General features: G+C 54.3%; 15 protein-coding genes. 12 read left to right on the top strand and 3 right to left on the bottom strand.

What is annotated here, in order from left to right; genetic code table 11:
• The first annotated feature begins 165 nt into the window (after positions 1-165).
• The 8 genes from HOP44_RS14235 (at position 166) to HOP44_RS14270 (ending at position 6,078) form a co-directional block, all read left to right on the top strand.
• Complete coding sequence (locus HOP44_RS14235) at positions 166-1,023, top strand: hypothetical protein (protein ID WP_172254462.1); 858 nt, start codon at positions 166-168, stop codon at positions 1,021-1,023.
• A gap of 223 nt (positions 1,024-1,246) precedes the next feature.
• Positions 1,247-1,897, top strand: coding sequence for a TetR/AcrR family transcriptional regulator (locus tag HOP44_RS14240; RefSeq protein ID WP_246369824.1), 651 nt, complete (start codon positions 1,247-1,249; stop codon positions 1,895-1,897).
• Between the two features lie 25 nt (positions 1,898-1,922).
• Positions 1,923-2,744 (top strand): substrate-binding periplasmic protein, encoded by an 822-nt coding sequence (locus HOP44_RS14245; RefSeq protein WP_425501875.1) that lies wholly within the window; start codon positions 1,923-1,925, stop codon positions 2,742-2,744.
• A 42-nt stretch (positions 2,745-2,786) separates the two neighbouring features.
• Positions 2,787-3,431 (top strand): amino acid ABC transporter permease, encoded by a 645-nt coding sequence (locus tag HOP44_RS14250; RefSeq protein ID WP_172254463.1) that lies wholly within the window; start codon positions 2,787-2,789, stop codon positions 3,429-3,431.
• 16 nt (positions 3,432-3,447) lie between these two features.
• Positions 3,448-4,194, top strand: coding sequence for an amino acid ABC transporter ATP-binding protein (locus HOP44_RS14255; RefSeq protein WP_172254464.1), 747 nt, complete (start codon positions 3,448-3,450; stop codon positions 4,192-4,194).
• Positions 4,195-4,212: 18 nt separating this feature from the next.
• Positions 4,213-4,647: an OsmC family protein gene (locus HOP44_RS14260; RefSeq protein WP_172254465.1), complete on the top strand. Its 435-nt coding sequence runs from the start codon at positions 4,213-4,215 to the stop codon at positions 4,645-4,647.
• Positions 4,648-5,052: 405 nt separating this feature from the next.
• A complete protein-coding gene (locus HOP44_RS14265; protein WP_172254466.1) occupies positions 5,053-5,883 on the top strand; it encodes an alpha/beta fold hydrolase in 831 nt (276 codons plus the stop codon).
• 51 nt (positions 5,884-5,934) lie between these two features.
• Positions 5,935-6,078 (top strand): hypothetical protein, encoded by a 144-nt coding sequence (locus HOP44_RS14270; protein ID WP_172254256.1) that lies wholly within the window; start codon positions 5,935-5,937, stop codon positions 6,076-6,078.
• Between the two features lie 387 nt (positions 6,079-6,465).
• Here the strand turns inward: HOP44_RS14270 and HOP44_RS14275 are convergent, their stop codons facing one another.
• On the bottom strand, positions 6,466-6,999 hold the full coding sequence (locus tag HOP44_RS14275; RefSeq protein ID WP_172254467.1) for an NAD(P)H-dependent oxidoreductase: 534 nt from the start codon (positions 6,997-6,999) through the stop codon (positions 6,466-6,468).
• A gap of 177 nt (positions 7,000-7,176) precedes the next feature.
• Between HOP44_RS14275 and HOP44_RS14280 the strand changes: the two genes are divergently transcribed.
• Complete coding sequence (locus HOP44_RS14280; protein ID WP_172254468.1) at positions 7,177-7,551, top strand: winged helix-turn-helix transcriptional regulator; 375 nt, start codon at positions 7,177-7,179, stop codon at positions 7,549-7,551.
• Positions 7,552-7,728: 177 nt separating this feature from the next.
• On the opposite strand, the gene HOP44_RS14285 is transcribed toward HOP44_RS14280, so the two are convergent.
• On the bottom strand, positions 7,729-9,084 hold the full coding sequence (locus tag HOP44_RS14285) for an MATE family efflux transporter (RefSeq protein WP_172254469.1): 1,356 nt from the start codon (positions 9,082-9,084) through the stop codon (positions 7,729-7,731).
• Between the two features lie 166 nt (positions 9,085-9,250).
• Between HOP44_RS14285 and HOP44_RS14290 the strand changes: the two genes are divergently transcribed.
• Together HOP44_RS14290 and HOP44_RS14300 are read left to right on the top strand one after the other, a co-directional pair.
• Positions 9,251-9,940, top strand: coding sequence for a TetR/AcrR family transcriptional regulator (locus HOP44_RS14290; RefSeq protein WP_172254470.1), 690 nt, complete (start codon positions 9,251-9,253; stop codon positions 9,938-9,940).
• 689 nt (positions 9,941-10,629) lie between these two features.
• The gene (locus HOP44_RS14300; RefSeq protein WP_246369825.1) at positions 10,630-11,067 is read left to right on the top strand and encodes a DUF488 family protein, N3 subclade; all 438 of its coding nucleotides are present in this window, start codon (positions 10,630-10,632) and stop codon (positions 11,065-11,067) included.
• Positions 11,068-11,386: 319 nt separating this feature from the next.
• Here HOP44_RS14300 and HOP44_RS14305 read toward each other — a convergent pair whose 3' ends face one another.
• Positions 11,387-11,935, bottom strand: coding sequence for a hypothetical protein (locus HOP44_RS14305; RefSeq protein ID WP_172254472.1), 549 nt, complete (start codon positions 11,933-11,935; stop codon positions 11,387-11,389).
• A gap of 198 nt (positions 11,936-12,133) precedes the next feature.
• On the opposite strand from HOP44_RS14305, the gene HOP44_RS14310 reads away from it, so the two are divergent.
• Positions 12,134-13,105, top strand: coding sequence for an SDR family NAD(P)-dependent oxidoreductase (locus tag HOP44_RS14310; RefSeq protein ID WP_172254473.1), 972 nt, complete (start codon positions 12,134-12,136; stop codon positions 13,103-13,105).
• Positions 13,106-13,332: the final 227 nt, after the last annotated feature.

Genomic DNA, 13,332 nt, shown 5'->3' on the forward strand with positions numbered 1-13,332 from the left:
TAAGAAAAAGCTGCGGCAAAAAATCCGCCTTATCAGGCATGACGGAGGCTATGTACCATAAACGTATGGAATCGAGAAGAATGGAGCCGGCTGGACCGGATTCGCAAACAGGAGATGCTGCAAGACCTTCAAGGCAGCCTTCCGGATGGTTTTGTTTTCCGAGAAATGCAGACATTCGAAGCTGCGGGGCAAACGACAGAGACCGGAGTATTCCTCTATAAAGGCAGCGAGTTCGCATTCGTCCCCGGAGACCGGCCGACATTGGGCTGGGCCGATTGGGCGGGTACGGACGAAACGGAAGGCGGTTCTTCTGTTTCGTCGCCTATTCCCGCCGAATTCAAAGGCGAAGAAGATCGGCTGCGCCATATCCTGTCGCCGGTTCGTTCCCCGGAGATCGGGCCGATGCTGGCCGAGCGGCATGCACGTTACGTCGGCTGGACGGTCGTGCAGCCCGAACTGCTCGATCGCAAGCGGCATGCCCGGATGCTGAAGCAGCTGGAGGTTTTTCGGGCCGGCGAAGGGCCGAACCGATATTACGAACGTTCTTACCGGTTCGAGCGCAAGAACGGAGAGGTCGAAGTTTGCCTGAGCCAAGAGTCGGAAGATTTCGAAGAATGGAGCGATTCGGCGCTTGAAAAAGGATTCGATCTGCCGACCGAAGACGAGTGGGAATATCTGTACGCAGGCGGACGCCGCACGATTTTCCCCTGGGGAGAAAATCCGTCCTTTGAAGAAGCGGCGCCGAGCGAACCGACTGCCGGTTGGAGCAGCGTTTTCGGCCTGCTTTTCCCCGCCGACGCCGTCGAAAAAGAACTGGTCCGTACCGATTCCCAGTGGAGCGGAAAAGGCGGCGAAGAATGGACGGGCAAAGCCGGACACGGCAACCGCGAATGGTTGGAAAGCACGGACGACGCCTGGCCCCTGCTGTCCCGTTCGGCTTTTTACCGCGATCCGTACGAAGACGAACAGGAATGGGGAGAATGGCTGGATCAGCTGCATGTCCGGCGGATCGTCAGGCTGTAGGTATCCATCCCTTGGGAAACGTCCAATACAGAAATCATGATGTGAAAAAGACAAGCCTCCGGCTGTTCAGCCGGGGGCTTATTCGTGTTCACAACAAACGTCACGTCATTCCAAAGGGAGATGTTTCAAGTCTATTCGGAAATCCGCTTGACAATACCTGAGTTATCCAATAGGATTTAAAAATAAATACTGACTGACTCGTCAATCGGGAAGGGGATGCAGGTTGCCTATCGATGAATCAAATGAGGAAACGCGCAAAGAACCCATAGATCGCAAAGCTCAATTGATCGAGATCGCTTTGGAGAAGTTTGCCCGGCTGGGCTATCATCAAACGAAAATATCCGACATCGTATCCGAAGCGGGCGTCGCCCAAGGCACGTTCTACTGGCACTTCAAAAGCAAGGAAGCGATCGGGCTGGAGATTATCGAGCAGGGCAAAGAGCGGCTGCTTCAGGTAATCGACCAGGGCTATCGGCAGGATCCGGGAGATATTGACGATATGGTGCAGGCTTCGGAAGCTTTGTTTCTCCGATTGTTCGGTTTTGCCGAAGAGAACCGTCATCTGATGGAAATCGTGCTGATGGGCAACGGAGCCGACCGGACAATCAGACAGAGCATTTCCGCCGCCCGAAACGCGATGGAGCAGGGATTCAGGCGCAATATTCAAAGGGCGAAAGAGCTGCATATGCTGCCGGAGGACATCGATGTCGAGCTTCGCGGCGCTCTGCTGATGAGCATGTGCGAAGGCCTGCTCTCGCGCTGGCTGTTCGGTTCGGACGACATGTATGCCAAGATCGCGGAGTCTACCGCCGCACAGTTGGCGAGCGAGTTGGCGAATTTCGAATTTTACGGATTAATAGGCAAAGCCAGATAGATAAGCAGAGAAGGGGAGAAAAAAGATGATGAAACGTAAATTGACGGGAGTTACCCTTGCCGCATTGACTTTGTTCAGCTTGGTTCTGGGGGCGTGCGGAGGAGATTCGAATTCGGGTGCAGCGTCCGCGAACGGATTGGAACAGATCAAGAAAGCCGGCGTGATCAAGGTCGGTACGATGGGTACCTATCCGCCGTATACCTTTTTGAACGAGCAAAAAGACGTCGACGGTTTCGACCCGGATATCGCCAAAGAAATCGCCAAGCGAATCGGAGTCAAGGCGGAGTTCACAACACAAGAGTTCTCCGGATTGATCCCGAGTCTGCAGGCCAAAAAGTTCGATGTTGTGGTCAGTCAGGTGACGATCACGGACGAGCGCCAAAAGCAAATCGATTTTACCGACCCTTACATCACGAACGAGGTCAAGATTATCGTGAACGAAAGCAATAGCGGTATCACCAAGCTGGAAGACTTCAAAGGAAAAAAAGTCGGAGTCGGACTCGGCACCAACGACGAAACGTATCTTCGCACCGAAGTGCTGCCGGAAGTCGGCGATTTCGATATCAAAACCTACGATGACGTCATTACGTCGCTGAAAGATCTGGATGCGGGCCGGATCGACGCTACGATCAACAATCTGTATGCCCTAAAGCCGATCGTGGACGAGAACGGGTTCAAGATCAAAGCCGTCGGCGAACCGATCAAATCAGACGAAGCCGGCATCGCTCTTCGCAAAGACAATGCGCAGCTGCAGGAGGCCATGAACAAAGCGTTGACGGATATGAAGGCGGACGGCACTTACGATACGATTTTCAAAAAATGGTTCGGTGAAGCACCGGCCAAATAAAGACCGGAACATTCGTCCTCCGGCAGAAAGGCGGTAGAATTCATGCAGCTCGTGTTCGACAATCTGCCCTTCTTGCTGAAGGGCGCCGGTTTTACCTTATTGCTGACGATCGTGTCCATGTTCTTCGGCCTGATAATCGGATTGGTGGTAGCGATCGCCCGTCTTAAAGGGAATCGGCCGATTCGGTGGTTGGCCCGCGTCTATGTATCGATCATACGGGGCACGCCGCTTCTGGTACAGATCGTGATTATTTATTACGGGGTCGTGGATTACGGGATTACGTTGGGTTCTTTGACAGCAGCCTATATCGCGCTCAGCGTGAATGCCGGCGCCTATTTGTCCGAGACGTTTCGCGGAGCGATTTTGTCCGTTCCCAAAGGGCAGCTGGAAGCCGCTTATACCACCGGAATGACGCCTTGGCAGGCGATGCGCCGAGTGGTACTGCCTCAAGCCATGCGTATTGCCATACCGCCTATGGGGAATACATTTATCGGCATGCTCAAAGAAACTTCGCTCGTTTCGGTCATTACGGTGAGCGAACTGCTTCGCCAAGCGCAGCTGCTGATCGCTCAATACTATCAATATATGCCTTTTTATCTGGCCATCGGCGTGATGTATTGGATCATGAGTACGGCGTTGTCTTTCATCTTGGAACGCTTCGAACGCAGATTGGCCAAAGCTTACTGAACATGGAGATGACGCGATGATCACGACGACAGGTTTATCCAAACATTTTCAGGATCTTGAAGTGCTGAAAAATATCAATCTTGAGGTGGCCGCGCGGGATATCGTGGTCGTCTTGGGACCGAGCGGTTCGGGGAAAAGCACTCTGCTGCGCTGCCTCAATGGTCTGGAAGATATTTCGGGCGGCAGTTTCGAAGTGAACGGTATTCGCGTCGGCGCGGAAGATTCCAAGCGCGCGCGCCAGCAGGCCACGCGGGAGATTCGCAGACAGAGCGGCATGGTGTTTCAGCAGTTCAATCTGTATCCGCACAAAACTGCGCTCGGCAATGTGACCGAAGGTTTAATGACGGTGAAAAAGATGCCCAAAGAGCAGGCTGTAACGATAGGCCGCAAGCTGCTCGACCGTGTCGGGCTTACGGATCGGGAAGACTATTATCCGTCCCGGCTCTCCGGCGGACAGCAGCAGCGGGTCGCGATTGCCCGTTCGCTGGCGATGGAACCGGCCGTCATGCTGTTCGACGAACCGACTTCCGCGCTGGACCCCGAACTGGTGGGCGAGGTGCTGAGCGTGATGCGGGAGCTGGCCCAAGAAGGTATGACGATGCTGGTCGTGTCGCACGAGATGAAGTTTGCCCGCGAAGTGGCCACCAAGGTTGTATTGATGGCGGAAGGGAATATTATCGAAGAAGCGGCTCCGCAGCATTTTTTCGAAGATCCGAGGCAAGAGCGGACACGGAAATTTTTGCGCCAGATCAATGAAATTTAAGGAAGAAGGTTAATCATCATGAAAGTATCGACAATCTGGAAAGGCAACCGCAAGTTCGATTCGACAGGTCCGTCCGGTTATTCCGTGGGCATGGACGCCACGCCGAAGTACGGCGGAAACGGCGAAGGCATGACTCCTATGGAACTGCTGCTGGCCGGCCTCGGAGGCTGCATGGGGATCGATATCACGATGATTTTGGACCGGTTTTTGTCCGATATTACCCGAATCGAGATCGAAGCGGACGGAACGCGTAAAGAAACCAATCCGTCGGGCTTTACGTCGATCGATCTGTTTTTCCATATTGACGGCACCGTTCCCGATTACCGGATCTGGAAAGCGCTGTTGATGGCCGAAGAAAAATACTGCGCGGTTTCCGACTCGCTCAAAGCGGACATCCATCTGCGTTTGATTCTGAACGGAGTTGAAGTAGAGAACCCCGGGAAATCAGTCTAAGGATTCTGCCTTATTAAAAAGCCGCCGGCGTTCACCAACGCTGACGGCTTTTTGCTTGCGCGATTGGCATAGGCGACGCGGGAGACGAGCAAATTCGGGTGTGCCAAAATAACGAGGGTGAGGCTCATCATCATTTCTCCTTTTTGGGAACGGCTTTGCCGCTTATTATGCGCCCGATAAGATGTGCCGATGGGGGAAAGATAATATTCAGAGGCGGCTTTTAGATTAGATCCAAGTTCAACACTCGATCCTATGTTCCAGACGTTGTGGCTTCGAATCTTCAGGATCTTCGGCGGACCTGAGCAAGCGGCGTCCGTCTGGTGGCAACAGACGAATGAACGTTCCCGTCTTGTCGGAGATTATGCTATACTCGAACAAGAAATTTACGACCGGGAGGACCTGATCATGACCGTAACCCTTATTCGCAAAACGGTAAGTTTGAAAAATATCGAGTTGTTCGTATTGGACACCGAAACGGAAGGTCCGGCAATCGTCTGCCTGCACGGCCGCTGGGGAAGAGGCGAGACTTGGGCCGATCTGATGCGCCGTTACGGCGAGCGTTACCGCGTCATCGCCCCGGACCAGCGCGGACACGGTCTCAGCGGCAAACCGATTTCCCGCTATACGGCGGAAGAGATGGCGGAAGACGTGATCGGGCTGCTGGACGTGCTGGGTATCGAATCCTGCGTACTGATTGGACATTCGATGGGCGGGCAGATCGCGGCCCACGCGGCGGCGCTGCATCCCCGGCGGATCGACAAGGTAGCCGTGCTCGACAAGACCCCGGAAGGCCCGCCAGTGCGCATCGACGTCCTGCCGGAAGACATCCCGCCGGTCGATCCGCTGACGGGCGATTGGCCGCTGCCGTTTTCCGATAAGGCTCAAGCCCGACGCTTCATGCGCCGCGCGCTGGATCACGAATCAGCCGTCGATTATTTCATGAACAGCCTGATCGAGACGCCGGACGGTTACCGGATGATGTTCGGCGCTCAGGCCGTGGCTGCGAATATCGCCTACAACGTCGACTGGTACGAGCGGTTGGCCGAGATCTCGTGCCCCGTGCTGCTCGTTCGGGCGCGCGACGGAGACAATATGCCGGACGAAGTCTGGGCCAAAGCGCAGTCCCGCATCGCCGATTGCACGGCGCGTGAGATGCCGGGGGCGGACCACAACGTGCATATCAGCGATCCCGAGCGGTTTTATGCTTTCGTGGACGAATTTTTGAGTGCCGACTAAGAGCCGGATCGATCCTTTGAATTCGCTTTGATCGGGAATGAGAACGTAGCTGTGCTGGATAAGGGCTTCACGGCGTGGAAGGAAGCGGGCTTCGAGGTTGACGACAAGCAGGTGATACGCGTGCCGTCGAGGTTGGTGCTGAACGAGCTGGCGCTGGAGCAGGCCGGATTTAAAAGCGTGCGTCTTTATGTGTGAAGCTGAAGCGACTGGATCTCGTACGACGACAATCCGGTGACGACGGGGGAAGAAGCAAGAGCCCGCATCTAATGCGGGCTCAACGTGTCGAGAAAGGTCTGCTTTCGAGTGAAGCGAGGAGGCGGAGGGAGAAATTCAGTGAAGGAACGATAGTGTTCGCCTTTGAAATCGGGGAAATTCCGCTAAATTCAAATTCTTTTCCCCGATTTCAACACGCGACCGGAACGAATTTCTCCTGCAGCCGATAAGCTTCTCCTACGAATAGGACTTTCTCGCCAAAAAGCCCGCATCTAATGCGGGCTTTTTGGCGAGTTAAGCACATGAAGGGGCACGAACCGATCGTCCGGCGGTTTTACGGGTTTTGTACCGGGTAACTCCACCTTTGCGTCAGGCTTCGCCCAATACGTAGCGCACATAGGCGGAAGCGCTTTTTGCTACCTCTTCATCGCTGGCTTGATAGGAAGCGCCGAATAAAGCGAAATGAGGCAGTTCGATCGCGCCCACATGTCGAAGGCTGGCTTTGAACGGTGCGATAATCTCGTCAACGGTATAAGAAACGCCGCCGTCCGGACGGTAATTATGCGCATGGTCTCCGATCGACAGGGCAGCGCCGAAGCACTTGCCTTTCAGCTTTTCTCCTTTCGATCCGTACGCCCAACCGTAAGCGAACACGTCATCGAACCATTTTTTGAGCAATGGAGGATAGCTGTACCAATACAGGGGGAACTGCAAAATAACACGGTCGTAACGTTCAAGTCTCTGCTGTTCCTGCCGAACGTCGATCTGTCCGTCGGGATATTCATCATATAATTCGTGCAGGTCGATTTGCTCCGGATAACGCAGCAGTTCTTCCCGCCAGCGGCGGTTCACGCGGGAGGTCGATAGAGCGGGATGCGCCAAAACAACGAGAGTTCGTTTCATGAGGACTGCTCCTTTTCGCATAAGATCTGCCGTTTATTATGCGCTTGATACAGACCGAAGAAAATACATACAATGAAGTAAGGAACTTACCTCAAAGTGCGTAATGGACTGCGGCTGCAAACATTGAGATAATGGACGTTTCAGAGCATTCAGTCAAAAACGGAGATGAGATTCGGCATGAAACAATATCATATGGGCATTGAAGCCACGCTCGAGATCATCGGCGGCAAATGGAAAGCGTTAATGATCTGCCTGCTGATGACCGGGGTCAAACGGACAAGCGAGCTTCGCCGCGGCATTCCCGGTATCTCGGAAAAAGTCTTGATCCAACAGCTGCGCGAATTGGAGCGGGATGGATTGGTAGAGCGCAAAGTGTACGAACAGATGCCGCCCCGGGTCGAATACAGGCTGACCGAATACGGCATCACCGCGAATTCGATCGTGGAAGTGATGTGCCGCTGGGGCACGGACAATATTCATAGGAGGCAGCGAAGCGGAGAGGAAGTCGAGTTGTTGACAGGCGAGGAGCGGCGGGAGGAGGAACCGGATTAAGCAGCCTTGGTCCGATCCAAACAGCGGCCAAGCTTTCGCGCAGCGTCGGAATACGAAAAAGATCGTCCGCACTTCGTACTGCACGAAGTCGGACGATCTTTTTATTTTTCGAAATCGGATGATTTGCAGTACGAAGTCGTGAGCGGCACGGAAAATTCACCGCCACCTTCGCCTCTCTTATCCGTGCACCAAACTCTCCAGATCCGGCTGCAGTTTGCTGCGCAAAGCCAGCAGCATGATTCCGCCTACGAGGAAAGCGACGGCGTCCGCGACCACAAGCGACCAGACGACACCGTGGAAGCCGTACATGGAGTTGGCGATAAACAGAACCGGAATCAGCGTAATGCCCTGAATTACGGCCATGACCAAGGCGGCGGTACCTTGCCCGGTCGCCTGGAAGATTCCCGTAAACAGCGCGGTCGCTCCCGAGATGAACAGGGACAAGAACGTTACCTGCAGGATATAGCTGCCCATCTCGATCAACTGGGGATCGCGGGTGAACAGCCCGATCAGATGATCGGAAGTCAGGTAAACGACAACCCCGAAGATCGAAGCCAAGAGGACAATCGTCTTGATCGTAAATCCGATCGCCTGCTTCATCCGCAGCCGGTTGGCCGTGAACGAGAACGCGATCAGCGGCACGACGCCTTCGCACAAGCCCATAAGTATGAACTCGGGAAACTGCAGCAGGCGCGACGAGATGCCGTAAGCCGCGGTCGCGCGGTCGCCGTATTCGATCAGAAAATGATTCAACATCAGCGACATGGCTCCCAAAAAGACGCTCATGACAAACACGGGAATTCCGATCTTCAGCACACTGCCCACGATTTCTTTTGTCGCTTTGAACCATTTGAAAGAGATCGTCAGAAACGGACTTTTGACCCCCATATGGTACAGGTAGAACAGACAGGCGGCCAGATTGGCGGCGACCGTAGCGCAGGCAACGCCGGTCACGTCCCCGTGAACAACGAAGATCACCAGCGCATCAAGCGCGATGTTTACGACGACACTGATCAGCATGCCGATCATCGACGTTATGGCGGCCCCTTCGGAGCGTACGATGTTTTCCAGCGTAAAGCACAAGACGACAACCGGCGAACCGATCAGCATGACCGTGACATAATCTTTGGTGAAGCCAAAAGAATCGGGTGTCGCGCCGAGGCCGTGCACGATCGAATCGATCAGCGGCAGGCCGGCGGCAATAGCGATCAGGCCGAGCAGCAGACTTGCATAAACCGCGAAGGAAGACACCTGTTTGATCTTGTCATACTGCTTCTCGCCGAGCAGCCGGGAGATAAACGTGCCGCTGCCCATGCAAATCAGATTGCCCAGAGCCATGATGAGCGCAAATAACGGCAGCGTCAGCGCAAGCGCGGTGAGCATCGCCGTATTGTGCAGCGTGCCAAGGAAATACGCGTTCAGGATCGAATACACCACACTCATGGACATGCCAAGCATCATGGGTACGGCGAAATGCGCCACGGCTTTCGTGATCGGTGCTTTTTCGAAATAATGGAGGTTTTCTGCATCCATGTCGGAACCTTCTTTCTTTTTTTGGTGGAGGAAAAGGGAAGTGGATGATAATATCTAACGGTGTTAGTTTGTACCTTACAGTGTTAGATGATATCATGGATATATAGGCTTGTAAACAATAAACTTACAGTGTTAGATAAAGATTCGAACAAGAAAGGCGGATACGATGAAAAAGCAGCAGCCGCAAATTTCGGAAGACAAAATCCTCGAGGCTTCGTGGGAACTTTTGCGGGAGGGGGATATCGAGAAATTCAGTATGCGGAAACTGGCCGATCGTCTGGGCATCCAGGCCCCTTCCCTCTACTGGCATTTCAAGAGCAAGCAGGATCTCTATCAGAGGATGGCCAATCGCATCTCGAAGACGATCGTGGAAGAATTCGAGTCGGAGGGAAGCTGGCGGGAGCAGATCACGGCCCTTGCGCTTACCATGAGGAGCGTCCTCGGCCGTTACCCGTGCGCCGTGCAGCTGCTCATGATGACGCTGCCGCATGAACCCGACTCGATCCGATTGACAAACCGGATGCTGCTCTGCGTCGAGGAGACGCCGCTGGCGCAGGAAGAGAAATTCCAGGTCGTGCTGACGCTGGCCAATTACGTCTATTATTTTGTCCTGGACAACGACCAGCATCAGCGGAACGTAGCAGCGGTTCTCGAAGACGGCCGGCTGGACCCGCAGGGGCAGATGAACGGGCTGCTGGATAGGATGGCCGAGTCCGATGCGGGGCTGTTTCGCCGCTTGTACAGAAGCGGGATGTTTGAAGTGATGGGAAGCGACGCATCATTCGAATTCGGGCTGAAATTGATTGTCCTGGGGATCGGGCAGGTGATTGCGGAGCGGCGGGGAAACGAAGCTTAACGATATGGACAGCAAAAAGCCCGCGTTCTGCGCGGGCTTTTGGTGCTTCAGCGGTTTATTTCCAAAAATACTCCATCTCCCGGCTGCGGATATCCCAAACTTTTTGATGGCCTTCGATGGTGATCGTCAGCTCGTCGGCTTGTTCGACATGCCACTCGAACATATACGGCTCATGAACTTGATTTTGATCGGAACCGGACAGAATCTCCTTCCCGTCTACGGAAACGCTTATACTGCCCTCGAAATCTTCGGAGTCGGTACGCCCCGAATCCGATCGACGCGCCCAACGCGTTTGTCAGGACGGCGCCCAGATCGAAACTGCCCAGGAAGGTCAACGCCTGCAGGGTTTCCAAGATAAGGATGGACAGGATGAATCCGCCGAGGAACGACACGAACCGTATCGGCCGAAGCAGGGGGAACCAGGATGCCGAAAGGAATAAACGCGGCAACATTTCCCAGACTTACGAGATCCATCAGACTGGGAGTAAGAAGCTCGGACGGGTCTGGCGGCTTGAAGAAATTTCCGGGTACAAAAATAAAGGTGTAGCTGCGGATCTGCGCGAGATCATCGGTACGGCCAAAAGCGAAAAACATAAAATAAAAAATAAAAGCGATATAGAGCAGGGCTGCGCTCCGAATATTCTTGCGTGATTTTAACAGGATTCGATCCTTCCTCGGGAGGAAGGATCTTGACGACTTTGCGCAAACCGACGGGCAGGCTGTACACTTCCAATCTGCCGGGACTCAAAAAGCTGAACAAGACGGCCGACCGGCTGCTTATTACTCGGGCGGGTGCGGAGATTTCGAACGTTGAACCGGTGCGGGCGCTGTCTCCTTCGCCGGAGCTGTTTCACACGTATCTGGACGAATGGAAAGACCGGCCGGATAAGGGCTGGTGGCCCGAATACGAGCGGCGTTTCCGGCGGGAACTTGAGAGCGGAGAGAAACGGACCGCTTTGCGGGAGGTGTATAAAAGGCTGCTGCGAGGGCAGGATGTGGTCCTGATCTGCTTCTGCAAAGACCACCGTTACTGCCACCGCAGACTGGTCGGGGAATTCTACGGGGAATACGGAGTGCAGGCCGAAGAACTGAATCCGGTGACGGTGGAGCAGATCGATTTGTTTTGAACGGAGAAGCGGCGAGAGATCGGGAAGCGGCGCCGCAGTTTGTGGATTCCGTGCAGCAAAAAAAGCCCGTGTTTATCGCGGGCTTAACGTGTCGAGAAAGTCTGATCCTGAGCAAAGCGAAGAGGCGGAGGGAGAAATTCAGTGTAGGAGCGCCAGCGTTCGCCTTTGAAATCGAGAAAATCCAACTAAAATTCAATCTTTTTTCTCGATTTCAACACGCGACCGGAACGGATTTCTCCCGCAGCCGACGAGCTTCTACAACGAATAGGACTTTCTCGACAGCCTGAGCCCGCGTCTATCGCGGGCTTTTCCTATACGCTTAACTTTTAGGCTGGTACCGGGTCACATCTGTCGCCACATGCTCCAGTTTGGTCTTGCTCAGCGATTGATAAGGGGCATAAATCGTGACGAACCGATCTTCCAGCGGGAACGTCAGCATGTCCTTGCCGCCCGCTTTGTACCATTTGCCTTTGATATTGTTGGAGTTCGGAAGGGTTACGGTTGTACCTTTGTAGCTGTAGGAGTCGTCACGCGGCGATATGGCGACTTTCATGTATTTGAACACGAAGGTTACGCTGTCGGCGCCGGCGCTGACCTTCTTGAAAGCATCGCCCGTAATCATGCGCGACGGTACGTAAGGCGTTTCGAATCCGTCAAAAGCGGCGAAGGCTTTGACAATGCTTTTGTATTGAGCAGCCGTATAAGGGACATCGCTCACATAAATTTTGGGGGAGGCTTTGGCGGTCGTCGAAACGGCGGCTGTAGAGCTTGCGACAGGGGCTGCGGAAGCGGCCTGTGCCGATACGGTTCCTGTCAGCAGTACGCCTGCGGCAAGGGAAGCTGCAATCCATTGCGGGTAACGCATCATTCATCCATCTCCTTCGGAATCTTGTTTTTTTCTACTTCCTTATCTTAACCGCCGAATGTATCCATCGTGGAACCGAATTATATCCAGGGTGTAAACAATTCCTCGGGACGAAGCGGACTTGACTTAGAGTAAACTCCAAGGCGTAAAGTAAATAGAGAATCAGTCTATCGCAACCTATACGAAAAGGAGCGGATCCAAATGGAACAAGCGTATCTTCGAACGCCGCAGCACAAATTGAACTCGGGTTTCGGGCTTCGCAGTACGGCGGAGGAAGTCTTGAACGGAATCGATCTGTCGGGCAAGCTGGCTCTGGTAACGGGCGGCTATTCCGGCCTGGGTCTTGAGACGGCCAAAGCGCTTGTCAACGCCGGAGCGCATGTCATCGTGCCTGCCCGCCGTCCGGAAGCCGCCCGGGAAGCGCTGGCCGGGGTGGGAAATGTGGAAGTGGATCGTCTCGACCTGTCGGATCTGGATAGTGTCCAGGCGTTTGCGGACCGCATGCTGGCAGACGGCCGCAGTATCGATCTGGCGATCTTGAACGCCGGCGTGATGGCAAGTCCCGAGACGCGTGTCGGTCCGGGGTGGGAGCTGCAGTTCGCGACCAATCATCTTGGACATTTTGCCCTGATCAACCGGCTGTGGCCGCTGCTCACGGCTGGCGGCGGTGCCCGGGTCGTGGCGACTTCGTCGACCGGACACCATTTCTCGCCGATCCGTTGGGACAACCTGAACTTCGAAGGCAATTATCGTAAGTTTGAAGCTTACGGTCAATCCAAGACGGCGAATTCGCTGTTCGCGGTCGAGCTCGACCGGCGGGGCGCGGCGCAGGGCGTACGCGCTTTCGCCGCCCATCCCGGCGGTATTCTTACGCCGCTTCAGCGCCATCTCAGCCGGGAAGAGATGGTCGAGCTGAAATGGGTCGACGAGGAAGGCAACGGTATCAATCCCGGATTCAAGACTCCGGAGCAGGGAGCGGCAACCCAGGTCTGGGCCGCCACTTCGCCGCAGCTTGAAGGCAAAGGGGGCGTGTACTGCGAAGATTGCGATATCGCCGAACCGGTACCGGCAAGCGGGGAGCGGATCGGAGTCAAAGCGTATGCCGTCGATCCGGAAGAAGCGAAACGTCTGTGGGAGCTCTCAGTTGAGCTGACCGGCGTGAGCGGGGCCTAACGGAAAACTTAGAATAAAGGTCTGGGAGAAGTCTGCATTTGATGCAGACTTCTCAGACTTTCACGACATGTCAAGAAGTCTGCATTTGATGCAGACTTCTCAGACTTTCACGACATGTCAAGAAGTCTGCATTTGATGCAGACTTCTTAGACTTTCACGACATGTCAAGAAGTCTGCATTTGATGCAGACTTCTCAGACTTTCACGACATGTCAAGAAGTCTGCATT

The organism is Saccharibacillus deserti (assembly GCF_013618475.1).
Classification (GTDB): domain Bacteria; phylum Bacillota; class Bacilli; order Paenibacillales; family Paenibacillaceae; genus Saccharibacillus; species Saccharibacillus deserti.